Here is a 23,533-nt window from a genome sequence, read left to right on the forward strand (position 1 = left end):
CCAGTGCCGATGTGCATCAGAATGTTGCCGACATGCGAGTTTCAGCAAAAAGTTTGCAGCAGGGCCCTGGAGCCATCGTCCGGCGTCGGATTCAGCACGACACGGCTTCTCCGTCCAACGCCCGCAGCCCGGCGCGATGCTGAAGATTTTTCCGCACCCCTCTGCGTCCGCCGCGCCTTCCGGGGAGCAGCCTCGTGTCTATTGGCTCGTGAGGATGAACCGGCGCAACCGGAGCATCTTTTATGTGCTGCTGTTCCTCACCGTTGCCTCGCACCTGTGGGGGGTGGGTTCGAGCTTCACGGCGTGGCTGCTGCTGGCCCTTCAATTCCTGCTGTATCCCCAGCTTGCCTATGGGGTTGCTTTGCGGTCGGCAGATCAGCGCAAGGCCGAGCATCGCAACCAGTTGCTGGATGGCTTCTGGGCGGGTTGCTGGATGGCCGGCCTGGGCTTCCCGTTGTGGATTTCCTTCACCATGTTTGCGGGCGCCTGCCTTCACATGGTGGTCTTCTACGGGCTGCGCGGCCTGCCGATGGTGGTCGGCGCCATGGGACTCGGTGCCGGCCTGGTGATCGCCAGCGGCAACTGGAGCGGCGTGCATTTCGACACCGACCTGCGCACCACCTTGTTGGCGATGCTGTCGCTCACCCTGTTCTTCGTGACCTATGCGCTCGACGGCTATCGGCGGGCGATGTACCAGCACGGCAGCGAAATGAAGCTCCGCGCGCAGGTCGAGGAGATCAGGGCGCTGCAGGCCAGGCTCTATGAGCAGACGATGTCCGATCCGCTCACGGGCCTGCTCAATCGCCGACATCTGGAAAAGGCATTGCCGTCCGCCCTCGAGTCGGCCCAGGTCGAGGGGCGCGCGCTGGCTCTGCTGATGGTGGACATCGATCACTTCAAGAACATCAACGACCAGCATGGCCACGACGTGGGCGACGAGGTGCTCAAGTCGCTGGCATCGATCATGAAGGCCGCCGCGCGCAGCGACGAATTGGTCTACCGGTACGGCGGCGAGGAATTCGTCATCGTGCTGCCCGATTGCCCCGCCGATCTGGCGGCCCGGCGTGCCGAGCAACTGCGGCGTCGATTCATGGAGAGCCCCGTCGGTTTTGGCGAGGCGTCGATCAATGCCACGCTGTCCTGCGGAATTTCCGTGTACCCGGAACACGGTGCCGTTGGGCGCGAATTGCTTCGTTCGGCGGATGCGGCGCTTTATCGGGCCAAGGCCAATGGCCGCAACCGCAGCGAGATATTCGTCTCGACCCCTGGTCAATTCGATCGCCAACCGCTCGACGAGGCGGCGGACGCTCCCGGGGATCATCCTGCATGAAGTCATCGGCACCCCCGGCAGGCAAGCAGTTCATGTTCGAGGCGCTCCTGGAGGACTGGGCGGAAGGCATGGACTACTGCGCTGTTGCTGTGCCGGCCGAGATCACCGAGGCGCTCGGTACTAAAGGGCCGGTGCTGGTCATGGCACGTGTCAATGACTCCGAGCCTTTTCAGGTGAGTCTGTTTCCCGTGGGCGGAGGGCGGCACTACATCCGGATCAAGGCCCGGATCCGCAAGCAGACATCCGCCCGTACGGGTGACTGCATTCGCCTGAGGATCACTGTCCTGGACCGCAGCAGGGTGGAGATTCCGGACGATCTGCGGACTGCATTGGCGGCGGAAGGCGCCCAGGCGGCCTTCGATGCCCTGCCACCGGGCAAGCGGAACTTCATCGTCCGCCGCATTGACGAGGCCGCAAAGGCAGAGACGCGTGCCAGGAGAGTTCAGGAGGGCGTGCTGGCCGCACACGAGAGAAGCGACAAGGAGCGTTCACGCTGACCTGCCAAATGGCTGAGCCTGGGTGTTCATCTTCGATTCGGCGACGTATCAAAATGTTCGCAGTCGAAGTGGATGTTCCAGGAGAAGCAGGTGGCGAGACGCAAGAGCACGGGTGCTGCGGAAGACTTGATGGAGGCGGTGGCCTTGCTGCCCTGGTGGGCGGGCGTGGTGCTTGCTGTGGTGAGCTTCGCGTTGTTGCATGGGTGGGCCTCTCAGCCACTGCCACAAGGCATTACGACGAAAGACGTCGCCAATGTCGCGACGGCGGGGTTCCTTCACGCGGCCGCCTATGTCGGTCAGTGGGTGGTCCCATTGATTTGTCTTGCAGGTGCTGCGGCCTCCGCCATCAAGCGTCGGCAGCGGAGCAACTTGCTCCAGACGGTGCAGGAGGCCAAGAGCGCCAGCGCTCTGGACGACATGACCTGGAAGCAGTTCGAGATGCTGGTGGGCGAAGGCTTCAGGCAGCAGGGCTACAGCGTGCAGGAGACCGGAGGCGGGGGCGGGGACGGCGGCATTGACCTGGTGCTGCGCAGAGGCCGGGAAACATTCTTCGTCCAGTGCAAGCAGTGGAGGGCCACACGGGTCGGCGTCGCCGTGGCTCGCGAGGTCTATGGCGTCATGGCAGCCAAAGGCGCAGACGGCGCGTTCATCGTGACCTCAGGCCGCTTCACCGATGACGCCGTCGCCTTCGCCGAAGGTAGGAACATCAAACTCGTGAACGGAGAGGAACTGCGGCGTTTGATCCGGGCAGGCAGACGTTCAGAAGTCCCAGAGGCGTCATCAATGCCATCCAAGGCAGCGACGACGCCTGCGTGCCCGGCCTGCGGCAGCGCCATGGTCAAGCGGGTGGCCAGGCGAGGAAGCGCCGCTGGTCACCCGTTCTGGGGCTGCTCGACCTACCCCGCCTGCAAAGGCACGACAGTCGTTTGAGACGCCAACTCGGCGCGGGTCCCGGGGTGCGCAAAAAAGAAAAAACCCGTTGACGAATCAACGGGTTTGGAAGTGTTGGTGGAGAGGAGGAGGATCGAACTCCCGACCTCCGCATTGCGAACGCGGCGCTCTCCCAGCTGAGCTACCCCCCCAACGCAATCGCGCGATTATATGCGCAGCGTTGCGGCTCACATCAAGAGGTGCTCGCCCGCGTTGTCGCCACCCAGGATCACGTAGTTGACCTTGCGGATGTCCATCAGCTGCTTGCCGCCCGCGTAGCTCACGGCGCTCTGCAGGTCTTCCTGCATCTCGCGCAGGATGCCTTCCCAGGTGCCGCGCACCGGCTCCAGGATGCGCTTGCCTTCGACGTGCTTGTATTCGCCCTTGTTGAAGTCCGAGGCCGAGCCGAAGTACTCCTTGTAGCGCTTGCCGTCCACCTCGACCGTCTCGCCGGGGCTCTCTTCCAGGCCGGCCAGCAGCGAGCCGATCATGACCATCGTGGCGCCGAAACGGATGCTCTTGGCGATGTCGCCATGCTCGCGGATGCCGCCATCGGCAATGATGGGCTTGGTGGCCACGCGGGCGCACCACTTGAGCGCCGACAGCTGCCAGCCGCCGGTGCCGAAGCCGGTCTTGAGCTTGGTGATGCAGACCTTGCCGGGGCCGATGCCCACCTTGGTGGCGTCGGCCCCCCAGTTTTCCAGGTCGATCACGGCCTCGGGCGTGCCCACGTTGCCGGCGATCACGAAGGTCTGCGGCAGCTTCTGCTTGAGGTGGCCGATCATGCGCTGCACGCTGTCGGCATGACCGTGGGCGATATCGATGGTCACGTAGTCGGGCACCAGGCCCTCGGCGGCCATGGCGTCCACGGTGCGGTAGTCGGCGTCCTTGACGCCCAGCGAGATCGAGGCGAAGGCACCCTGCGACTTCATCCGGCGCGTGAAGGCCAGGTTGTCGAGGTCGAAGCGGTGCATCACGTAGAAGTAGCCGTTCTGTGCGAGCCACAGGCAGCGTGCCTCGTCGATGACCGTCTTCATGTTGGCGGGCACCACCGGCAGCTTGAAGCGGCGGCTGCCGAGTTGCACGGTGGTGTCGCATTCCGCGCGGCTCTCCACGCGGCACTTGCGCGGCAAGAGCAGAACGTTGTCGTAGTCGAAGATTTGCATGGCAGTCCAGGCTCCGGGAATCGTGGGTGAACGAAAAGGATGAGCGCTTGGCCTGGCCGGTCCTCCTGTGCCGCCATTGCAGGAAAAGCAGGGCACAAAAAAACCGGGCGCAAGAAACTTGGGCCCGGTGATTGAGTGTAGGCGCGCCCCGCAAAGGGCGGCCTATGGGTTTGCGTATAGCCTCTATAGAGACAAGGTTGTGAGGCGTTGCGGCGGGGCGGGTTCAGAAGCGGTAGCCGATGCCCACGCCCACCAGCCAGGGGTCGATCTTGACCTTCGAGACGGTCTGCCAGCCCAGACGGACGTCGGAGTCGATCTTCACCTTCTTCACGTCGAAGTTCAGGAACCACTGCGGCGCGATCTTGATGTCCACGCCCGCACCGAGGGCCAGACCGACGCTGCTCTTGTCGAGCGACAGGCTGCCCACGGTCGGCACGGCCAGGTTCACCGAGCTGATGCGGGTGTAGTTGAGACCCACGCCCGCGTAGGGGCGGAAGGTGCCCTCGGGCAGGAAGTGGTACTGCAGCATCAGCGTGGGCGGCAGGTGCTTGAAGCTGCCGATATCCACCGGGCCGCCCAGGGCGCTCTGCTGGACGGTCACGCGCTGCTTCTGCGGCACGGTGAGCACCAGCTCGGCGGCGATGTTGGGCGTGAAGAAGTAGGTCACGTCCAGCTCGGGGATGGTCTTGTCGTTGACGTGGATGGCGTCGGCCGGCACGAGCAGCGAGGGGATGGCGCTGGACTTGTTGGCCGGGTCGAGCCGCACGGCACGTGCACGCACGAGCCAGTTGCCTTCGGGCGTCGGGGTGCTCTGGGCAAAGGCGCCGCCGCTCAGCAGCGCGGCAAGGAGGAGGGTGGTGCCCCGGAGGGCGAACAGTCTGGACATACGCTGTGCTCTGGTTGTGAATGCCAGGTCAGTGTCTGCAAGGGATTCGGGGCCGGTGTTGACGCGGCGCAAGTCCGCGGGGCCGCGCGGGAGCCGCTGCCGGTTGCTTGATCCATGTCATGCGGATGCTGTGGTGCGCTTCGCACAATGCCCCTGCGGCTCGCACTGGCGCGGCTGCATCCCGACTTCAACCGCATCCCGAAAGACTCTCCATGTCGTCTCGTTTCATCGTTGCCGCAGCCCTGCTGGCCGCTGTCTCCACGCCCCTCTACGCCGCCGATTGCAGCGTGCAGATCGAAGGCAACGACGCCATGCAGTTCAACAAGACCGCCATCGAAGTGCCCAAGGCCTGCAAGAGCTTCACCGTGCAACTCAAGCATGCCGGCAAGATGCCCAAGGCCGCAATGGGCCACAACTGGGTGCTGGCCAAGACCGCCGACGTGCAGGCCGTGGCCAACGACGGCATCGCGGCCGGCCTGGACAAGCAGTACGTCAAGCCCGGCGACGCCCGCGTGATCGCCCACACCAAGGTCGTGGGCGGTGGCGAGAGCGACTCGGTGGCCGTGGACGTGAGCAAGCTCAAGGTGGGTGAGAGCTACACCTTCTTCTGCTCCTTCCCGGGTCATTCCGGCGTCATGAAGGGCAGCTTCGCGCTGGCCAAGTAAGCAGCCCTGCGCGGGGCCGGCGCAGGCCCCGCTTCCTACAATCGGGGGATGTCCTTTCCTGGCCCCCACGCCGAGCCGACGGCGGCCGACTCCCCCCTTCTTGCCAACCTCAACGACGAGCAGCGCGCGGCCGTCACGGTGCCCGAGGGGCATTCGCTCATCCTGGCGGGCGCAGGCTCCGGCAAGACGCGCGTGCTCACCACGCGCATCGCCTGGCTGATCTCCACCGGCCAGGTCTCGCCCGGCGGCGTGCTGGCCGTCACCTTCACCAACAAGGCCGCTAAGGAGATGATGACGCGCCTGACGGCGCTGCTGCCCGTCAATGTGCGCGGCATGTGGATCGGCACCTTCCACGGCCTGTGCAACCGCTTCCTGCGTGCGCACTGGAAGCTGGCCAACCTGCCGCAGAGCTTCCAGATCCTGGATACGCAGGACCAGCTCTCGGCCATCAAGCGGCTGATGAAGCAGTTCAACGTCGACGACGAACGCTTTCCGGCCAAGCAGACGCAGTGGTTCATCGCCGGTGCCAAGGAAGACGGCCTGCGCCCCGGCGACATGCAGGCCCGCGGCGAGGACGACCGCAAGAAGATCGAGCTGTATGCGCTGTACGAAGAGCAGTGCCAGCGCGAAGGTGTGGTCGACTTCGGCGAGCTGATGCTGCGCAGCTACGAGCTGCTGCGCGACAACGATGCCGTCCGCGAGCACTACCAGCGGCGCTTTCGCCACATCCTGATCGACGAGTTCCAGGACACCAACCGCCTGCAGTACGCCTGGATCAAGATGCTGGCCGGCCACACCGATGCGCTGGGCCACTTCACCTCGGGCGGCAACAGCGTGCTGGCCGTGGGCGACGACGACCAGAGCATCTATGCCTTCCGCGGCGCGCGCGTGGGCAACATGAGCGACTTCGTGCGCGAGTTCGACGTGCAGCACCAGATCAAGCTGGAGCGCAACTACCGCAGCTTCAGCAACATCCTGGACTCGGCCAACGCCCTCATCAGCCACAACAAGAAGCGCCTGGGCAAGAACCTGCGCACCGACCAGGGCCCCGGCGAGCCCGTGCGCGTCTACGAGGCATCCAGCGACTTCGCCGAGGCCCAGTGGATGGTCGAGGAGATGCGCCAGCTGGTGCGCGACGATGTCGAACGCAAGGAGATCGCCGTGCTCTACCGCAGCAATGCGCAGAGCCGGGTGATCGAGACGGCGCTGTTCAACGCAGGGATGCCCTACCGCGTGTACGGCGGCCTGCGCTTCTTCGAGCGGGCGGAGATCAAGCATGTGCTGGCCTACCTGCGCCTGCTGGAGAACGCGGACGATGACACGAGCTTTCTGCGGGTCGTGAACTTTCCGCCCCGCGGCATCGGCGCGCGCAGCATCGAGCAATTGCAGGACGCGGCGCGCAGCCGCGGCGTGTCGCTGGCCAAGGGCGTGGAAGGCCTGCCGGGCAAGGCGGGCGCCAACCTGGGCGCCTTCGTCGCCAAGATCGACGTCATGCGCGAGCAGACGCAGGGCCTGTCGCTCAAGGAGATCGTCGAGCTGGTGCTGGACGCCAGCGGCCTGATCGAGCACTACAAGGCCGACCGCGAGGGCGAGGACCGGCTGGAGAACCTGGAGGAACTGGTCAATGCTGCCGAGGCCTTCGTCACGCAGGAAGGGTTCGGCCGCGACGCCGTGGCCCTGCCGGTCGACGAGCTGCGCCAGAGCGTCGTCAGCCAGGGCCTGGACCCGAACCTGCCGGTGCTGGACGATCCGCTCGCGCCCGATGCCGACACCGGCGAGACGCTGAGCCCGCTGGCCGCCTTCCTCACGCACGCCGCGCTGGAGTCGGGTGACAACCAGGCCCAGGCCGGCCAGGACGCCGTGCAGTTGATGACGGTGCATGCGGCCAAGGGCCTGGAATTCGACTGCGTGTTCATCACCGGCATGGAAGAGGGCCTGTTCCCGCACGAGAACTCGCTGAGCGATTTCGAGGGCCTGGAAGAGGAGCGTCGCCTGATGTACGTGGCCATCACGCGCGCGCGGCGCCGGCTGTACCTCAGCCATTCGCAGACCCGGCTGCTGCACGGCCAGACCCGCTACAACCTGCGCAGCCGCTTCTTCGACGAGTTGCCGGAAGAGGCGCTCAAGTGGCTCACGCCCAAGCAGTCCGGCTTCGGGCAGTTCGGCGGCAGCGGCGCAGGCGGTGGCTCGGGCGGCAGCAGTGGTGGCTTCGGCGGCTTCTCGTCGTCGGGCTACAGCGGTGGCTACGCCAGCAGCAGCCCGGCCCCCGCCACGGTGCCCCAGCGCGCAGCGCCATCGCACGGCCTGCGCACCGGCATGCAGGTCTTCCACAACAAGTTCGGCGAAGGCACGGTGACTGCGCTGGAAGGCAGCGGCGACGACGCCCGCGCCCAGGTCAAGTTCAACCGCCACGGCATCAAGTGGCTGGCGCTGAGCGTGGCCAAGCTCACGCCGGTCGAGTGATGAAGTGCAGGGCGTGCCGCGCCTTCACTCCACGCTGAAGCTGTCCCGGAAGGTGAACCAGGCGGAGGCGAGGAAGGCGGCCGAGAGCAGGAAGGAGCCGCCCACCATCACGGCCATGCCCAGCGCCCCGGCCCCGCTCACGGCGATCAACAGCGAGGCGATCAGGCTCATCAGCAGGCTCAACGCCAGCACGACGCCGGCCCAGGCCAGGCCGTACAGCGTCATGGCGCCCATGTTGCGCCAGCAGGCCACCAGGCTGAAGAAGATGCTCTTGACCGGCGTCACGCCATGCCAGTGCACCAGTGCGGGCGCATGCCAGAAGGCCAGCGCCACCGGCACATAGAACAGCAACCGGGCCAGCACGGCGATCTGGAAACCGGTGCTCTGCACCACCTCGGCCTGCGGCGCGCCGTCGTTGCCGAAGGCGCCATCGAAGGGGTCGCCGAAGATCAGCGTGGCCAACCCGCCGGCGGCCAGGGCGCCCAGCGCATACAGCACCCCCAGCACCACCAGCGGCTTGGCCTGCGCGCGCACGGCCTGCAGCGCCTGCAGGAAGATGCCGGCCGAGGCCGCCCGCCCCGCGGCGGGGTCGGCACGGCCGTGGACGGTGCGCTCGCTGGCCACCATCAGGGCCAGCGTGGTGGCCGGGCCCAGGGCCACAGCCAGGGGGCCGCCGATGAGCGGCACCACCGAGAGCATCGCGATCGCCGACATGAACAGCATGAACAGCGAGAAGAAGGCCATCGGCTGGCGGCGGAAGGCGCGCAGGCCCTCGCGCATCCACTGGACGCCGGTGCGGGGCGAGACGATTTGGAGTTTCATGAGCAGGAGAAGGGGGCGGCCGGCGCCGGCGCAAGGGGCGCTCAGGCGCCCAGCGTTTCGGCGACGGGTTCGGCCTGCAGGGCCGGCACCTGCGGCGCACGCACCCGTTCGCGCAGCACGCGCTCGAAATGCGTCGGATCGTGCGGCTTCAGCATGCTGGCTTCACGCGGGAGGTGGAAGTCCCACAGGCGCGAGATCCAGAAGCGCAGCGCACCGGCGCGCAGCATCGCGGGCAGCAGTTCCCGCTCGGCGGCGCCCAGCGGCCGGCGGGCCTGGTAGGCATCGAGCAGGGCGCGGCTGCGTGCCGGGTCGGCACGGCCGGTGGGCAGGTCGATGGCCCAGTCGTTCAGGCACACGGCCAGATCGAAGAGCCAAGTGTCGGTGCCGGCGAAGTAGAAGTCGAACACACCCGTGACCACGGGCAGCGTGCCGCCTTTGCCGTCGTGCGCGAACATGGCGTTGTCGCGGAACAGGTCGGCATGCACGGGGCCGCGGGGCAGGGCCGCATAGGCCGAGGACTCGGCCACATGGTTCTGATAGGCCAGTTCGCTGCGCAGCAGGGCGGCCTGGGCGTCATCCACATGCGGCAGCACCACCGGAACGGTCTCGTTCCACCAGGGCAGGCCACGCAGGTTGGGCTGCACCTGCCCATAGTCGCGCCCCGCCAGGTGCAGCTGGGCCAGCAGGTCGCCGAGCGCGCTGCAATGGTCGGCGGTCGGCGCCAGCTCGCTGCGGCCCTGCAGCTTGCGCACCACGGCCGCAGGCTTGCCGGCGATGGTGTGCAGCAGCGGGCAGGCGGTGTCCGGGGCGCCGGCATCGAAGAGCGGGCCGCCCCCGGGACCGACTGCCGCGGGTTCGGGCACCGGCATGCCGCGCTCGGCCAGGTGCTTCATCAGCCCCAGGTAGTACGGAAGTTGTGCCGGCGTCAGGCGCTCGAAGAGCGTCAGCACGTACTCGCCCCGGTCGGTGGTGGCGAAGTAGTTGGTGTTCTCGATGCCCCCCTCGATGCCGCGCAGTTCGGTGAGTTCGCCCAGTCCCAGGCGGCGCATCAGTTCGGCCGCTTCGTCGGCCCGGACTTCGGTGAAGACCGCCACGGGCGGTTCAGAACTTGAGGACGTTCCAGACGCGCTGACCGCCGCTGGAACTGTTGCCGTCGGTCGCGCCGGTGCGCTGGCGCGTGCCGTCCGTCGGCTGGATGTCGTAGGAGGGCAGTGCCGAATCCTTGGGCTGGACGGTGATGCTCTGCGTCACGCCGCCGTAGCGCACCTCGTCGACCTTGGCGCCGCGGTCTTCCACCGTGATGTGCTCGATCTTCTGGTTGCGGCGCCCGTCCAGCGGCTGCGATTCAGCGGCCGGGGCTGCCGAGGCCGACTGGGGCGGCGGGGTCTGGGCATGGCCGAGGGCCGGAAGGAGCGACAGTCCCGCAGCCAGCAGGGCTGCGCGCACGGACGGGGAGGAATGGGCAGGCATGGTCGGGCGATTGTAGGTGCGCCCCCCATGTTCCCTCGGCCTTGCCCCCTGTCGTCGAAGGCTGCCGCAGCCCGTAGGCGCCGACGCACAGCCGCATTCCGGCGGCAGGGGAGAATGGCCCGATGACCGAGAAGAAAACGCTGCTGCTGGTCGATGGCTCCAGCTACCTGTACCGCGCCTTCCATGCCATGCCCGACCTGCGTGCGGTGCCTGGCGACCCCAACAGCCCCGCCACCGGCGCCATCCGGGGCATGATCAACATGATGCAGGCCCTGCGCCGCGAGGTGCGCGCCGACTATGCGGCCTGCGTGTTCGACGCGCCGGGCAAGACCTTCCGCGACGACTGGTACCCCGAGTACAAGGCCCACCGCGCGCCCATGCCCGACGACCTGCGCACGCAAATCCCGCCTATCCACCAGGTGGTGCGGCTGCTGGGCTGGCCGGTGCTGTGCGTGCCTGACGTGGAGGCCGACGACGTCATCGGGACGCTGGCGCGCACGGCCGCCGGCCAGGGCATCGAGGTGATCGTGAGCAGCGGCGACAAGGACCTGTCGCAGCTGGTCGACGAGCACGTCACCATCATCGACACCATGAGCGGCAAGCGCCGCGACGTGGCGGGCGTGACGGCCGAATTCGGCGTGCCGCCCTCGTTGATGGTGGACTACCAGACGCTGGTGGGCGACGCGGTCGACAACGTGCCGGGCGTGGACAAGGTGGGCCCCAAGACCGCCGCCAAGTGGCTCACGCAGTACGGCTCGCTCGACGGACTGATCGCCCATGCGGCCGAGGTCAAGGGCCAGGCTGGCGAGAACCTGCGCCGCGCGCTCGACTGGCTGCCGCAGGGCCGGCGGCTGGTCACCATCCGCACCGACTGCGACCTGGCCGGCCATGTGGAGGGCCTGCCCGCGCTGGAGGGCATTGCCATCCAGCCGCTGCAGACCGACGCGCTGAGGGACTTCTACGAGCAGTACGGCTTCAAGAGCCTGGCCAAGAGCCTGGAGGCCCACGCCGCCGCGCCCGAGCTGCTGGGCCATGGCGCCGCGCAGCCGGGCGAGGGCGGCACCGGACTGCTCGATGGCACGCTGGCCGCGGCGGCCGAGCGGGCGAGCAACCTGGTCTACGACACGGTGCTCGACTGGCCGGCCTTCGATGCCTGGATGGCCAGGCTGCAGGCGGCAGAGCTGGTCGCCATCGACACCGAGACCAGCTCGCTCGACGAGATGAAGGCCGAGATCGTCGGCATCAGCTTCAGCGTGACGCCCGGCGAGGCGGCCTATGTGCCGCTTGCCCACGACTATCCCGACGCGCCCGAGCAACTGCCCCGCGACGAGGTGCTGGCTCGCATGAAGCCCTGGCTGGAGGACGCGGGCCGCCACAAGCTCGGCCAGCACATCAAGTACGACCGCCACGTCTTCGCCAACCACGGCATCGAGGTGCAGGGCTACGTGCACGACACCATGCTGCAAAGCTATGTGCTGGAGGTGCACAAGCCCCATGGCCTGGCCAGTCTGGCCGAGCGTCACACCGGCCGCACCGGCATCGACTACGAGGACCTTTGCGGCAAGGGCGCGCACCAGATCCCCTTCAGCCAGGTCGCCATTGACAAGGCCGCCGAATATTCCTGCGAGGACAGCGACCAGACGCTGGACGTGCACCGCGTGCTGTGGCCGCAGTTGCGGGCCGACGAGCGGCTGAAGTTCATCTACGAGCTGGAGATCGCCAGCAGCGAGACGCTCTATCGCATCGAGCGCAACGGCGTGCTGATCGATGCTGGCGCGCTGTCCGCGCAGAGCCATGAGCTGGGCCAGCGCATCGTGGCGCTGGAGCAGCAGGCCTACGAGATTGCCGGCCAGCCCTTCAACCTGGGCAGCCCCAAGCAGATCGGCGACATCTTCTTCAACAAGCTGGGCCTGCCGGTGGTCAAGAAGACGCCGAGCGGCGCGCCCAGCACCGACGAGGAGGTGCTCGAAAAGCTGGCCGAGGACTATCCGCTGCCGGCCAAGATCCTGGAGCACCGCGGCCTCTCGAAGCTCAAGAGCACCTACACCGACAAGCTGGCGCAGATGGCGCTGCCGCGCACGGGGCGCGTGCACACGCACTATGCGCAGGCGGTGGCCGTGACCGGACGGCTGTCGAGCAACGACCCCAACCTGCAGAACATCCCGGTGCGCACCACCGAAGGCCGGCGCATCCGCGAGGCCTTCATCGCGCCCGAGGGCCGGGTGATCGCCAGCGCCGACTACTCGCAGATCGAGCTGCGCATCATGGCCCACATCAGCGGCGACGAGGCGCTGCTGCGGGCCTTCAACGAGGGCATCGACGTGCACCGGGCAACGGCCGCCGAGGTCTTCGGCAGTACGCCCGAGCAGGTCAGCAGCGAGCAGCGCCGCTATGCCAAGGTGATCAACTTCGGCCTGATCTACGGCATGAGCAGCTTCGGCCTGGCGCGCAACCTGGGCATCGACAACACCGCAGCCAAGAGCTACATCGACCGCTACTTCGCGCGCTACCCGGGCGTGAAGAACTACATGGACGAGACGCGCGCCAGCGCCAAGGAGAAGGGCTACGTCGAGACCGTGTTCGGCCGGCGCCTGTACCTGCCCGAGATCCGCTCGCCCAACGGCCCGCGGCGCGGCGCCGCCGAGCGTGCGGCCATCAACGCGCCCATGCAGGGCACCGCGGCCGACCTCATCAAGCTGAGCATGAACGCCGTGCAGAAGGCACTGGACGCGCAGGGCCTGGACACGAAGATGATCATGCAGGTGCACGACGAACTGGTGTTCGAGGTGCCCGAGGCCGAGGTCAACTGGGTGCGGGCCGAGGTGCCGCGCATCATGGCCGGCGTGGCCGAGCTCAAGGTGCCTTTGCTGGCCGAGATCGGCTTCGGTCCGAACTGGGAAAAGGCGCATTGATGGGCTTCACCCCCCATGCCGCGTCAATGCTCCGGGCGGCCGCCGGAGGCGGCGGCTCTTCGGGCGCGTCCAAGCCCGCGCAGGCAAGCTTGGAGCCGCGGCCCTCAGCCCCTCTCTGCCGCCTTCGGCTTGGAGGGGGGTGCACCCAGAGGCCTGGCGGAGCCAGGTCCTCGGGTGCCTTGGCATGGCCTGCTCCGCGGCCGTCTGAAGGTCGCCCTTGCTTCACCTTCGACCGACTCATTCGAATACCCCTGATTCCATGCAACCTAAGCTCCGCTCCCTCATCCTCGCCCTGGCACTGACGGTTGCTGCCGCGCCCGCATTCGCCCAGCGCGACGCGCGCATCGAGACGCTGGCCCAGCAGCAGAAGCAGCCGCTGCTCGACACGCTCTCGCAGCTGGTCGCCATCGAATCCGGCAGCCGCGACCTCGATGGCCTGGACCGCATGGCGGCACTGGTGGCCGGGCGACTGCGGGCGCTGGGCGGGGAGGTGTCGGTGATCGAGCCGGGCAGCGCCGAGTCGCCCGAGGTCTACCGCATGGGCGACACGCCCGAGCACATCGGCAAGATGGTGCGCGCCACCTTCGAGGGCACGGGCAAGGCGCGCATCCTGCTCATCGCGCACATGGACACGGTCTACACCATCGGCATGGGCGCGCGCCAGCCCTTCCGCGTCGAAGGCGACAAGGCCTACGGCCTGGGCATCGCCGACGACAAGCAGGGCGTCGCGGTGATCCTGCATACGCTGGCCATGCTCAAGGAGTTGGGCTTCAAGGACTACGGCCGCATCACGGTGCTGATCAATGGTGACGAGGAGATCAGCTCGCCAGGCTCGCGCGCCCTGATCAGCAAGCTGGGCGCCGAGCATGACGTGGTGATGTCGCACGAAGGCGCCTATGCCAACGACGACAAGCTGTCGCTCGCCACCGCCGGCATCGGCGCCGTCACGCTCAAGGTGCAGGGCAAGGCCTCGCATGCCGGCTCGGCCCCCGAAAAGGGCGTCAATGCCTTCTACGAAATGGCCCACCAGGTGCTGCAGATGCGTGACCTGTCGGACCCGTCCACTGGTCTCAAGATGAACTGGACGGTGGGGCAGGCCGGCAACAACCGCAACGTGATCCCGGCGGCGGCCCAGGCCATGGCCGATGTGCGCGTGATCAAGGTGGCCGACTACGACCGTCTGGAGCGCGCCATCCAGGAGCGGGTGAAGACGCAGCTGATCCCCGAGGCCAAGGTCGAGGCCGTGTTCGAGCGCCGCCGCCCGCCGCTGGAGGCCAATGCCGCCGCGCTGGCGCTGGCCAGGCATGCACAGGGCATCTACGGCGAACTCGGCCGCACGCTGGGCGCCGATGACAGGGTGGCCGGCGGCGGCACCGACGCGGCCTTCGCGGGCCTGTCGGGCAAGGCGGCCGTGGTCGAGCGCTTCGGTCTGCAGGGCTACGGCGCGCACTCCGCCGATGCCGAGTACGTGCTGATCGACTCCATCGCGCCGCGGCTGTACCTGGCCACGCGGCTGATCATGGACGTGTCGGCGGGCAAGGTGCCGGCGCGCTGAGCCGCCTGCGGCGGGCGTGTCGACTGATCCGCCCGGCGCTTCCCACCGTACTGTGGAGCTGGGCTCGCAGAGCCCTGCGCGGCCGGCCCTGCACCCCGCAGGGCTTTGCGAGCGCAGCGCCGCGCGCTGCCTAGACTCCGACACCCCCTACAGCCAAGGAAGACACCGCATGCTGAAAGACGACATCCAGCGCGATTTCGATTCCCTGCGGCCCGGCCGCGCCGAAGCCGAAGGCGCCACCCGCCGCACCGCCCTCAAGGCAGCACTTGGCGTGGGCTATGCCGCCGCCACGCTGCCCATCGCTGCGCAGACGGCCATCCGCACACCGGCCGACGGGCTGCGGGCCGGGCCGGTCAAGTTCACCGTCGCCGGTTTCGACGTGCCGGCCTATGCCGCGGCGCCGGAAGGCCGCACGGGCCTGCCGGTGGTGTTGGTGGTGCAGGAGATCTTCGGTGTGCACGAGTACATCGCCGACACCTGCCGTCGCTTCGCCAAGCTGGGCTATCTGGCCATCGCGCCGGAGCTGTATGCGCGCCAGGGCGATCCGCGTGGCTACACCGACATCCCCAAGCTGATGGCCGAGGTGGTCTCCAAGGTGCCTGACGCGCAGGTCATGGCCGATCTGGACGGCGCGCTGGCCTGGGCCGGCGCCAACGGCGGGGACACCAGCCGGGCCGGCATCACCGGCTTCTGCTGGGGCGGCCGGATCACCTGGCTTTATGCGGCCACCGGACGGGTCAAGGCCGGCGTCGCCTGGTACGGGCGTCTGGTGGGGCAGGCCTCGACGCTCACGCCGAAGCACCCTGTCGAGATTGCGGCCGAACTCAAGGCGCCGGTGCTGGGCCTCTATGGCGGCAAGGACCAGGGCATCCCGCTGGACACGGTCGAGCAGATGAAGACCGCGCTGGCCGCTGGCTCGCCTGCGGCCAAGGCCTCGCAGTTCGTCGTCTATCCGGAGGCGGGCCATGCCTTCCATGCGGACTACCGGCCCAGCTATGTGCAGAGTGCCGCCGAGGACGGCTGGAAGCGCGCCACGGCCTGGTTCAAAGCCAACGGCGTGGCCTGAGTGCCACGCGGGGCCGGGCCGCCGACAATGGCGCCCGCCCGCTGTCCTGACCCTCCCGCACGGGCCGCCTTCGGGCGGCCTTTTTTCGTCATCCCTCCCGTTCGTCCGACCCCCGATGAAGCTGCTCCAGATCCTGCTCGCCACCCTCGTCACCGGCATCGGCAGCGTCTGGATCGCCGGCATGCTGCTGCGCCTGGGCGTGCGCGGACGGCCGCAGGACGCAGGCCATGGGCCGCAGCATCTGCTGAGCCTGGCCGCGGGCGCCTTGCTGGCGACGGCCTTCATGCACCTGCTGCCGGAGGCCTTCGAGAGCGGGCTGGAACCCTCGGTGCTGTTCGCCGTGCTGCTGGGCGGGCTGGTGCTCTTCTTCCTGCTCGACAAGGCCGAGCTTTGGCATCACGGGCATGAACACCACCACGGACCTGCGCCCGACGCCCATGCGCACGCCGCGGCGCATGGACACGACCATCCGGGGCATCGGCGTCTTCATGCCCATCCCGTCGACAGCGCGGGCCACGCCCACGACCGCGCCCATGCGCATGCGCATGCACCGCGGGTCGGCGGCTGGGCCGTGCTGGCCGGCGACAGCGTGCACTGCTTCGGCGACGGCGTGCTCATCGCCTCGGCCTTCATGGCCGACACGCGGCTCGGCCTGCTGGCCGCGCTGTCGGTGCTGGCCCATGAAGTGCCGCACCATGTGGGTGACCTGGTGGTGATGCGACAGACCTCGCCGGATGCCCGCGCCGCGCTGATCAAGGTGTCCCTGGCGGGCACGGTGACCGCGCTGGGCGGCGTCTTGGGCTGGTGGCTGGTCGAGCGGTTGCACGGCTGGCTGCCGTACTTCCTGGTGCTGGCGTCCAGCAGCTTCGCGTACGTGGCACTGGCCGATCTCATCCCGCAACTGCAGCGCAGGCTGGCCGCACGCCAGACAGTGCTTCAGGTGTTGTGGCTGCTGGCGGGCATCGTGCTGGTGACGGGGGTCAGCCGCCTGTCCCATGGCGATGAGCATGGGCATGGGCACGATGAGGGAGTGGCGCCGCCCGTGAGCGCTGCGCCCCCGCACACGCACTGAGGCAGTGTTCCTGCGAGCCCAGGCCGCCCGAGCCCGCGCCCGCGCCCGCGCCATGCTGGCCCTGATGCGCGGCGGGCGCCGTGGTCAGGACGGCGGCTGCTCGCCCGGGCGCGGCGGCCGGCCCGGCCCAGGCGGCCCGTCCCGCCGTTCGCCGCCGTGCCCCGGCTGGGCCTCGCGGGCGCGCTGCTGCGCCTGCTGCTGTTGCTGACGCATCTGCTCCTGCATCCGCTGCTGTGCTTCCCGCTGCTGTTGCCCGGCGCGCTCCTGCATCTGTTGCTGCTGCTGGCGCATCTGCTCCTGCGCCTGCTGCTGTTGGCGCCGGGCCTGCTCCTGCGCCTGTTGCTGCTGCTGGCGGACCTGCTCCTGGGCCTGCTGTTGCTGGCGGCGTGCCTGCTCCTGGGCTTGCTGCTGCTGTTGCCGCGCTTGCTCCTGACGCTGCTCCTGTTGCCGGCGCATCTGGTCCTGGGCCTGCTGCTGCACCTGCTCCTGCTGTCGACGTGCCTGCTCCTGCATCTGTCGCTGCTGGTCGCGCATCTGCCCTTGCTGGCGGTCGCGTTCCGCCTGCGCCTGCCGCTGGTCCTGCTGGGCGCGGGCCTGCCGCTGCTGTTCTTCGGCGGCCTGCTGCTGGCGGCGGGCCTGGTCCTGCTGCTGACGCTGCTGCATTTCCTGCTGGCGGCGTGCCATGTCTGCCTGCTGCCGTTGCGCCTCCTGCTGCTGGCGCTGTTGTTCCAGCTGGGCCTGGCGCATGCGGTCCTGCTGTTCGCGGCTTTGTGCCTGCGCCGCCTGCTGCCGCATCTGCATGTCCCGCTGCTGGTCGGCGAGCTGACGCTGCTGCTGGGCCTGCTGCCGCTGCATGTCGGCCACGCGCCGTTGCTCGTCGGCCTGACGTTGCGCCATGTCGCGCATCTGCTGGTCGCGCTGCATCTGCTGCTGCATCAGTTGCGTCTGCCGCTGCTGCTCCTGGCTCTGGCGTGCGGCCTGCTCGGCCAACTCCCGCTGTTGCTGTTGCTGTTGCTGGACAGCCAGCATGCGTGGATCCGGACCGCCGGGGGGCGGGCCGCCCCACGGCCGAGGCGGGGGGCCGTAGCCCGGCGCGGGCTGGGGCATGTAGATGTTGTTGTTGTAGACCACGGCCGGCCGCTGCCAGTTGGGGGGAGGCCGGTCGCGTCCCCAGCCGCCGGGCGGCGGGGGCGGTGGCGGGCTGCCCCAGCGCAGGTCCCAGTTGCGCCAGCCCCAGTCGTGCCGCTGCAGTGCCGAGCTGACGATGACACCGGCGCCGAAGGCCAGGGCGCCCACGACCACGGGCTGCACCGGCACGGGTTCGGCCACCTGCAGGGGCGGCGTGTAGCTGTAGCCGCTGTAATAGGGCACAGGCGCGCCGTACACGACCTGCGGGTCATAGCGCGGCACATAGACCACGTCGGGCTGGGCGGGCTCGATGGTGATGTAGGTCGGCGGCGGCTCCACCACCACCGGGGTGGACTGCACCACCACCCCCGGCTGCACCGCGACGGGTTGCGCCGGTGGCGCGCTGCTCTGCACCACCTTCAACTGCGAACTGCTCTTGAGTTCCCCGGCGCTGCGAGCGCGCTGGCGCATGACCTGGATGGCGTTCATCACGTCCGTCGGGTCGTTGTAGTAGGCCTGGCCCAGGGCCGTGGTCCACGCGACGTTGCCGGCCATCTGGTCCAGCACGCGCCGGAATGCGGTCAGCCCCTTCACGCTCGGATCCCAGGGCTGCTGGTTGGCGGCATCGGCCAGCGGGCCTGCCTTGAGTTGCTGGTTCTGCATCAGCCACTGGTGGGCGGCGGTCACCTGGTCGGGATAGGTAGAGGCGGCCAGTACCTGGGCCACCAGCTTGTCCGGGTACAGCGCGATGGGCGCCACCAGCCGATACAACTCATTGGCCGAAGGTGGCGTGTAGGCCGCAGGAACCGGCGCGGCGGCTGTGACGGCCTGGGCTGCGGGGGCCGGGGCCGGAACGGGTGCCTGGGCTTCGGGCGACGGTGACGTCTGGTTGCAGGCGCCGAGCGCCAGGGCCAGCGTCAGGGCCACCCAGAGCGGGCGGGGGGTAGCGGCCGGGCGCGATGGCTGCGGCGCGGCGGCAATGAATGGCAAAGCGGGCATGGTTGGAAGTCCCCATCGGTCGGAAGGACGAGAAGTCCTGCCGGTTCCTGGTCAACGGTGCCGCGTCTGTCGCGGTGCACCCGCGGCGCCTCGGCTGTGTGACCAGTGGTGTCGATGAGTTTCCGGTGCTGGCAGGTGGCCGCTGCCGGCGTTGCCCGCGCAAACCTGTAGGTCGCGGCGGCCAGACGACCTGCGGGAAGCTGACCTGCGGGCCCTACTTGCCGCCCTCGGTGTACTTGGTGACGGCTTCGGCCGTCATGCTGTAGCCGCTGGCGCCCATCATCGAGTCGTTGCGCTCGGTGCGCAGCGGGCCGCTGACCCACACGGCATCCATGGCGCGGAACTTGACCGGTGTGCGCGGCCGCACATGCAGGATCTGGTTGGCCGGCGGCGGTGGGGTGTGGATGCAGGCGCCGAAGTACGGCACCAGCAGGAACTCGCTCACCAGGCCCTTGCTTTCCTCCAGCGGCACCACGAAGCCCGGCAGGCGCACCTGAACCCCGTTGAGGGCGGCATTGGTGGGGGCGTTGTTGAGCACGTCCTGCATCTTCTGCAGCAACTCGGCGGCGCGGGGATCGTTGTCCTCCAGCTTGCCGAGGTCGATGTCCTTGAAGTCCTTGGCCGGGTCCCAACCCGGCGGCACCAGCTCGACCCAGGTGATCTGCTTGGCGCCCGCGGCGGGCTTGGCGGGGCTGCTGCTCTTGCCGCCCAACGGGTTGGTGGCCGTGGTGGCTTCGGGCGCCGGGCCGGCGGCCAGGGCTGGGGCGATGGCAAGAGACGCGACGACGCAGGCGCCGGCGAGCAGGGTTCGCGAAAGTAGGGTCGTCATATCAGTTTTCCTCAGCGCTGTCGCGCCACCCGCAGGGCAAGAAACCGGCATCGCTTTTCTGATCGAAGGGCCGCGGAGCAGGCTATGCCAGTGCACCCGCGGAACGGGCTTGGCCCGGCCGCTGGGTGCGCCCCTTGAGGGGGATTGGACTTCCACACGCAGTGAGGAAGTCCAAACGGGGTGGTTTCATTTCAGATCCTGGGAGAGAGCCCGTCGGCCAGCGACAGGCGATAGGCGCGCCAGCCTGGCAGCAGGCTGGCCAGCCAGCCTGCTGCCAGCAGCGCACCGAGCAAGGTCCATTCGTTCAGTGTAGGAGCCGAGATCGTCAGGGCGAGGCCGTAGGTCGATTGCAGCCACGGCCCCAGCAGGGCCAGGGCGACGGCCGCGGCGATGGCGCCCAGCAGCACGCCCAGCGCGGTGACCAGCGCCCCTTCCAGTGCCAACAGCGCCAGCACATGGCGCGCGCCCGCGCCCACGGCGCGCAGCACGGCCAACTCGCGGCGGCGCTCGTTCAGGCCGGCCAGCACCACCGACACCAGGCCTGCCAGGCTGACGATGCCTACCAGGCCCGACAGCACCAGCAGCGCCTTCTCGCCCACGCCGACCACCTGCCACAGCTCGTCCAGCGCCACGCCGGGCAGGATGGCCATCAACGGCTCCTCGGTATAACCGGCCACCCAGCGCTGCACCGCGAACACGGCGGCGCGGCTCTTGAGGCCGACCAGCGCGGCGGTGACGCTCTTGGGGCTGAGGTCGAACTTGCGCACCTGCTCGGCGGGGATCTTGAGCCCCGGCACCGGCACGCCGGCGACCCAGTCGAGGTGGATGGCCTGCATGGCCTCCAGGCCGATGTGCACGGTGCGGTCCACCGGCGTGCCGGTGCGCGCGAGGATGCCGACCACGGTGAAGGGCTTGTCGGCATGCTCGGGCGAGAGCTCGCCGCTGCCGTGCGACAGCGTGATCTTCTGGCCCAGGCGATAGCCCAACTGCTCGGCGACGTCGGCGCCCAGCACCGCGTCGAAAAGCTGCTCGAAGGGTTTGCCTTCGCGCATGGCCAGCGCCTGGCGATCGCCGTAGTGGAAGCGGCTGAAGTACTCGGGCGTGGTGGCCAGCACCGGAAAGCCGTGGTGCGAGTCGCCCAGCGAGATCGGCACCACCCAGGCGACGCCGCGGTGGGCCTGCAGGTCCTGCACGCTCTTCCAGCCCATGTTGTTGGTGGCGGCGCCGATGCGGAACACCGAATACAGCAGCAGCTGCGTGCTGCCCGTGCGCGCGCCGACGATCAGGTCGGTGCCCGAGACGGCCGACGAGAAGTTGTCGCGCAGCTCGGTGCGGATGCGCTCCACGCCCAGCAGCAGCAGGGTGGACAGCGCGATGGAAAACACCGTGAGCGCCAGCGTGAAGCGCCGGTTCCAGGCGCTGCGGGCGGCGATGGCGAACAGCGTCTTCATGCGGCGGAAGCGGCAACGGCCGTCGCGGCCTTGTTGAGCGAGGGCAGGTGCAGCTGGCGCGCAAAACGTTGCGCGATGCGCGGGTCGTGGCTGACCAGCACCAGCGCGCTGCCGGCCTCCTGACAGGCGGCCAGCAGGGTGTCGAGGAAGGCCTCGCGGCGCTCCTCGTCCAGCGCGGAGGTGGGCTCGTCGGCGATCACCAGTTCGGGCCGGCCGACCAGCGCCCGCGCCGCAGCCACGCGCTGCTGCTGGCCCACCGACAGCTGCAGGGCGCTGCGCGACCAGAGCGTGGCATCCAGGCCCATGCGCGCCAGCAGCGCCTCGGCCTGTGCGCGCGAGCCCTCGGCCCGGCGGCGCGGAGAGAAGCGCAGCGGCAGCAGCACGTTGTCCATCACGCTCAGGTAGGGCAGCAGGTTGAACTGCTGGAAGATGTAGCCCACGTGGTCCACGCGCCGGCGGTCGCGGGCGCTGCCCCCCAGGCGCGACCAGTCCTGGCCCAGCAGTCGCACGTCGCCGGCATCCGCCAGCAGCACGCCGGCCAGCAGCGACAGCAGCGTGCTCTTGCCGCAGCCGCTCGGGCCGTACAGGAACACCGGCTCGTCGGCCGCGACAGCCAGATGGTCGATGTCGATGCAGGGCGCGGCCGCGCCGGGCCAGCCGAAGCGCAGGCTCCGGGCCTCCAGGACGGGGGCGGCGCTCACTTGTCCCAGGTCAGCCGCGCGGCGGGACGGCGCAGCACACGCTTGAACTGGCCCTGCGGCGCGACGATCTCTGCTTCGATCTGCCGCAGGTTCTTGAAGGCGTCGAAGAGTTGCACCTCGATGTAGCGGGCGCGCGAGGCATCGACGCAGTTGAAGGCGAAGCTGGCGTCCAGGTCGGCATGGTCGACGTCCTCCGCGGGCTTCGCAGCGGGTTTGGCTGCGGCCTTGGCATCGCCAACCTTGGCGCCGGCAGCTGGCTTGGCCTCGGCCGCCTTGTCGCCGCTGAGCACGGGCGAATCGAGCTGCACCGGACCGAGCTTGCAGCCGGCCGCCGGATCGATCACGAAGAGCTGATCGGCCGCGCGCAGGCGCTTCGTCATGCTGGCCACGGCCTCGCGCTCGGCATCGGTGCGCGGCGCGCGCTCGAAGCCGAGAAGGCTGTCCAGCGGCGCCTCCATCTCGATGGTGACGGCGGTGCCTTCGATGGCGATGTCCAGCTCCAGCTTGCCATGCACATGGGCATGCTGGGCGCGGGGGGCAGGCTTCTGCTGGGCCAGGGCGGGCGCGGCAAAACCGGTGAACAGGAGGGACGAGAGCGCCGCAAGGGCGGTGAGTCGGCGGAAGGTCATGCAGGTCACGGGTTGGGGCCTTGCCGGGTGGGCAGGCCGGGGGTGTTGCTCCATTCGCTCCAGCTGCCGGCGTACAGGGCCGGCTCGGGCAGGCCGGCGATGCGGGCGGCCAGCACATTGGGCACGGCGCTCACGCCGCTGCCGCAGTGATGGATCGCACCCGTGGCTGCTCGGTCGCCGAGCAGCGCCTCGAACTCGGCGCGCAACTGGTCGGCGTGCTTGAAGCGGCCGTCCGGTCCGATGTTGTCCACGAAGGGCCGGTTCAGCGCGCCGGGGATGTGACCCGCGATCGGGTCCAGCGGTTCCACTTCGCCGCGGTAGCGCGGGCCGGCCCGGGCATCGACGATGGGGGCGGCGCCGCTGTCCATGGCGGCGCGCACGGCGTCGGTGTCGACGAGCTTCACGCGCGGCGCGCCCAGCACGAAATTGCTCTGGAAGTGCGCCGGTTCCTCGCCGCTGGCGACGGGCAGGCCGGCCGCCTGCCAGGCTTGCAGGCCGCCGTCGAGCACGGCGGTGGCAGCGTGGCCGGCCCATTGCAGCATCCACCACAGCCGGCCGCAGTAGTTGGCGCCGTTGCGGTCGTAGACCACCGCCTGCATGTCGTTGGAGAAGCCCACGCTGCCCAGCCAGGCCGCGAAGCGCTCGCGGCTGGGCAGCGGATGCCGGCCACCGGAGGCCGGCCGGTCGGCCTCGTGCGCGACCAGCACGCGGCCGTCATGGCCTGGCGCGCCATGGCGGGCGCTCAGGTGCTGGTCCAGGTCGGCATGCAGCGCGCCGAGGATGTGGGACTGCAGCCAGGCCTCGCGGCCGGCGTGCGGCTTCATCAGGTCGAAGCTGCAGTCGAAGATCATGAGCGGCGCGTGGCTGTCCTGCAGCGCGCGCAGCTGGTCGACGGAAATCAGGGTGTCGTGCATCGGCAAGGCTCCGAGGGCGAAGCCGCCATTGTGGGCCCGGCGCCTGCC

Annotated in this window: 20 protein-coding genes and 1 tRNA gene; 9 read left to right on the top strand and 12 right to left on the bottom strand. The window is 68.9% G+C overall.

Annotation, left to right across the window (positions count from 1 at the left end; all coding sequences use genetic code 11):
* Positions 1-214: 214 nt before the first annotated feature.
* From ACT54X_RS03745 to ACT54X_RS03755, 3 genes are all read left to right on the top strand, one after another.
* Positions 215-1,330, top strand: coding sequence for a sensor domain-containing diguanylate cyclase (locus tag ACT54X_RS03745; RefSeq protein ID WP_294373028.1), 1,116 nt, complete (start codon positions 215-217; stop codon positions 1,328-1,330).
* A gap of 32 nt (positions 1,331-1,362) precedes the next feature.
* Positions 1,363-1,827: a YdeI/OmpD-associated family protein gene (locus tag ACT54X_RS03750; RefSeq protein ID WP_476345127.1), complete on the top strand. Its 465-nt coding sequence runs from the start codon at positions 1,363-1,365 to the stop codon at positions 1,825-1,827.
* A gap of 90 nt (positions 1,828-1,917) precedes the next feature.
* Positions 1,918-2,757 (top strand): restriction endonuclease, encoded by an 840-nt coding sequence (locus ACT54X_RS03755; protein ID WP_476345648.1) that lies wholly within the window; start codon positions 1,918-1,920, stop codon positions 2,755-2,757.
* Between the two features lie 76 nt (positions 2,758-2,833).
* Here ACT54X_RS03755 and ACT54X_RS03760 read toward each other — a convergent pair.
* From ACT54X_RS03760 to ACT54X_RS03770, 3 genes are all read right to left on the bottom strand, one after another.
* Positions 2,834-2,909 (bottom strand) — tRNA-Ala (locus ACT54X_RS03760).
* 36 nt (positions 2,910-2,945) lie between these two features.
* Positions 2,946-3,923 carry a GMP reductase gene (locus tag ACT54X_RS03765; protein WP_294373034.1) on the bottom strand — a complete coding sequence of 326 codons (978 nt, stop codon included), beginning with the start codon at positions 3,921-3,923 and terminating at the stop codon, positions 2,946-2,948.
* A 223-nt stretch (positions 3,924-4,146) separates the two neighbouring features.
* Positions 4,147-4,809, bottom strand: a complete 663-nt coding sequence (locus ACT54X_RS03770) for an OmpW/AlkL family protein (protein ID WP_294373036.1) — start codon at positions 4,807-4,809, stop codon at positions 4,147-4,149.
* Between the two features lie 212 nt (positions 4,810-5,021).
* Between ACT54X_RS03770 and azu the strand changes: the two genes are divergently transcribed.
* Entirely contained in the window at positions 5,022-5,474 is a 453-nt protein-coding gene (gene azu, locus ACT54X_RS03775; RefSeq protein WP_294373037.1) for an azurin, read from the top strand.
* A gap of 48 nt (positions 5,475-5,522) precedes the next feature.
* Positions 5,523-7,937, top strand: coding sequence for a UvrD-helicase domain-containing protein (locus ACT54X_RS03780; RefSeq protein WP_294373039.1), 2,415 nt, complete (start codon positions 5,523-5,525; stop codon positions 7,935-7,937).
* A gap of 24 nt (positions 7,938-7,961) precedes the next feature.
* Here ACT54X_RS03780 and ACT54X_RS03785 read toward each other — a convergent pair whose 3' ends face one another.
* Genes ACT54X_RS03785 through ACT54X_RS03795 form a run of 3 tightly spaced genes read right to left on the bottom strand, consistent with a single transcriptional unit; the run spans position 7,962 to position 10,229 of the window.
* On the bottom strand, positions 7,962-8,759 hold the full coding sequence (locus tag ACT54X_RS03785) for a BPSS1780 family membrane protein (RefSeq protein WP_294373040.1): 798 nt from the start codon (positions 8,757-8,759) through the stop codon (positions 7,962-7,964).
* A 41-nt stretch (positions 8,760-8,800) separates the two neighbouring features.
* A complete protein-coding gene (locus ACT54X_RS03790) occupies positions 8,801-9,853 on the bottom strand; it encodes a homoserine kinase (protein WP_294373042.1) in 1,053 nt (350 codons plus the stop codon).
* Positions 9,854-9,860: 7 nt separating this feature from the next.
* Positions 9,861-10,229 (bottom strand): hypothetical protein, encoded by a 369-nt coding sequence (locus tag ACT54X_RS03795; protein ID WP_234193825.1) that lies wholly within the window; start codon positions 10,227-10,229, stop codon positions 9,861-9,863.
* A gap of 122 nt (positions 10,230-10,351) precedes the next feature.
* On the opposite strand from ACT54X_RS03795, the gene polA reads away from it, so the two are divergent.
* The 4 genes from polA to ACT54X_RS03815 all read left to right on the top strand — a co-directional run bounded on the left by polA (position 10,352) and on the right by ACT54X_RS03815 (position 16,834).
* Complete coding sequence (gene polA, locus ACT54X_RS03800) at positions 10,352-13,141, top strand: DNA polymerase I (protein WP_476345130.1); 2,790 nt, start codon at positions 10,352-10,354, stop codon at positions 13,139-13,141.
* Positions 13,142-13,400: 259 nt separating this feature from the next.
* Entirely contained in the window at positions 13,401-14,696 is a 1,296-nt protein-coding gene (locus ACT54X_RS03805; RefSeq protein ID WP_476345132.1) for a glutamate carboxypeptidase, read from the top strand.
* A gap of 169 nt (positions 14,697-14,865) precedes the next feature.
* Positions 14,866-15,762: a dienelactone hydrolase family protein gene (locus ACT54X_RS03810; protein ID WP_294373050.1), complete on the top strand. Its 897-nt coding sequence runs from the start codon at positions 14,866-14,868 to the stop codon at positions 15,760-15,762.
* A 115-nt stretch (positions 15,763-15,877) separates the two neighbouring features.
* Positions 15,878-16,834, top strand: coding sequence for a ZIP family metal transporter (locus ACT54X_RS03815; RefSeq protein ID WP_476345133.1), 957 nt, complete (start codon positions 15,878-15,880; stop codon positions 16,832-16,834).
* Positions 16,835-16,918: 84 nt separating this feature from the next.
* Here ACT54X_RS03815 and ACT54X_RS03820 read toward each other — a convergent pair whose 3' ends face one another.
* The 6 genes from ACT54X_RS03820 to ACT54X_RS03845 all read right to left on the bottom strand — a co-directional run bounded on the left by ACT54X_RS03820 (position 16,919) and on the right by ACT54X_RS03845 (position 23,485).
* On the bottom strand, positions 16,919-18,961 hold the full coding sequence (locus ACT54X_RS03820; RefSeq protein WP_294373055.1) for a DUF3300 domain-containing protein: 2,043 nt from the start codon (positions 18,959-18,961) through the stop codon (positions 16,919-16,921).
* Between the two features lie 214 nt (positions 18,962-19,175).
* Positions 19,176-19,790 carry a DUF3299 domain-containing protein gene (locus ACT54X_RS03825; RefSeq protein WP_294373057.1) on the bottom strand — a complete coding sequence of 205 codons (615 nt, stop codon included), beginning with the start codon at positions 19,788-19,790 and terminating at the stop codon, positions 19,176-19,178.
* Between the two features lie 191 nt (positions 19,791-19,981).
* Positions 19,982-21,241 (bottom strand): ABC transporter permease, encoded by a 1,260-nt coding sequence (locus tag ACT54X_RS03830; protein ID WP_294373059.1) that lies wholly within the window; start codon positions 21,239-21,241, stop codon positions 19,982-19,984.
* Positions 21,238-21,942, bottom strand: coding sequence for an ABC transporter ATP-binding protein (locus ACT54X_RS03835; RefSeq protein ID WP_294373061.1), 705 nt, complete (start codon positions 21,940-21,942; stop codon positions 21,238-21,240). The genes ACT54X_RS03830 and ACT54X_RS03835 overlap by 4 nt, the downstream gene beginning before the upstream one ends.
* The gene (locus ACT54X_RS03840) at positions 21,939-22,571 is read right to left on the bottom strand and encodes a DUF2796 domain-containing protein (RefSeq protein ID WP_294373063.1); all 633 of its coding nucleotides are present in this window, start codon (positions 22,569-22,571) and stop codon (positions 21,939-21,941) included. The genes ACT54X_RS03835 and ACT54X_RS03840 overlap by 4 nt, the downstream gene beginning before the upstream one ends.
* Before the next feature lie 5 nt (positions 22,572-22,576).
* Complete coding sequence (locus tag ACT54X_RS03845) at positions 22,577-23,485, bottom strand: sulfurtransferase (protein WP_294373064.1); 909 nt, start codon at positions 23,483-23,485, stop codon at positions 22,577-22,579.
* Between the last annotated feature and the right edge of the window lie 48 nt (positions 23,486-23,533).

Source organism: Pseudacidovorax sp. DMC4 (genome assembly GCF_056314265.1).

What these genes read in the sequence shown, in the direction of transcription:
- ACT54X_RS03830 (WP_294373059.1), bottom strand. Translation starts at nt 21,241, where the DNA reads ATGAAGACGCTGTTCGCCATCGCCGCCCGCAGCGCCTGGAACCGGCGC.
- ACT54X_RS03810 (WP_294373050.1), top strand. Translation starts at nt 14,866, where the DNA reads ATGCTGAAAGACGACATCCAGCGCGATTTCGATTCCCTGCGGCCCGGC.
- ACT54X_RS03840 (WP_294373063.1), bottom strand. Translation starts at nt 22,571, where the DNA reads ATGACCTTCCGCCGACTCACCGCCCTTGCGGCGCTCTCGTCCCTCCTG.
- ACT54X_RS03780 (WP_294373039.1), top strand. Translation starts at nt 5,523, where the DNA reads ATGTCCTTTCCTGGCCCCCACGCCGAGCCGACGGCGGCCGACTCCCCC.
- ACT54X_RS03845 (WP_294373064.1), bottom strand. Translation starts at nt 23,485, where the DNA reads ATGCACGACACCCTGATTTCCGTCGACCAGCTGCGCGCGCTGCAGGAC.
- ACT54X_RS03765 (WP_294373034.1), bottom strand. Translation starts at nt 3,923, where the DNA reads ATGCAAATCTTCGACTACGACAACGTTCTGCTCTTGCCGCGCAAGTGC.
- ACT54X_RS03795 (WP_234193825.1), bottom strand. Translation starts at nt 10,229, where the DNA reads ATGCCTGCCCATTCCTCCCCGTCCGTGCGCGCAGCCCTGCTGGCTGCG.
- azu (WP_294373037.1), top strand. Translation starts at nt 5,022, where the DNA reads ATGTCGTCTCGTTTCATCGTTGCCGCAGCCCTGCTGGCCGCTGTCTCC.
- polA (WP_476345130.1), top strand. Translation starts at nt 10,352, where the DNA reads ATGACCGAGAAGAAAACGCTGCTGCTGGTCGATGGCTCCAGCTACCTG.
- ACT54X_RS03785 (WP_294373040.1), bottom strand. Translation starts at nt 8,759, where the DNA reads ATGAAACTCCAAATCGTCTCGCCCCGCACCGGCGTCCAGTGGATGCGC.
- ACT54X_RS03825 (WP_294373057.1), bottom strand. Translation starts at nt 19,790, where the DNA reads ATGACGACCCTACTTTCGCGAACCCTGCTCGCCGGCGCCTGCGTCGTC.
- ACT54X_RS03815 (WP_476345133.1), top strand. Translation starts at nt 15,878, where the DNA reads ATGAAGCTGCTCCAGATCCTGCTCGCCACCCTCGTCACCGGCATCGGC.
- ACT54X_RS03805 (WP_476345132.1), top strand. Translation starts at nt 13,401, where the DNA reads ATGCAACCTAAGCTCCGCTCCCTCATCCTCGCCCTGGCACTGACGGTT.
- ACT54X_RS03820 (WP_294373055.1), bottom strand. Translation starts at nt 18,961, where the DNA reads ATGCCCGCTTTGCCATTCATTGCCGCCGCGCCGCAGCCATCGCGCCCG.
- ACT54X_RS03770 (WP_294373036.1), bottom strand. Translation starts at nt 4,809, where the DNA reads ATGTCCAGACTGTTCGCCCTCCGGGGCACCACCCTCCTCCTTGCCGCG.
- ACT54X_RS03745 (WP_294373028.1), top strand. Translation starts at nt 215, where the DNA reads ATGAACCGGCGCAACCGGAGCATCTTTTATGTGCTGCTGTTCCTCACC.
- ACT54X_RS03750 (WP_476345127.1), top strand. Translation starts at nt 1,363, where the DNA reads ATGTTCGAGGCGCTCCTGGAGGACTGGGCGGAAGGCATGGACTACTGC.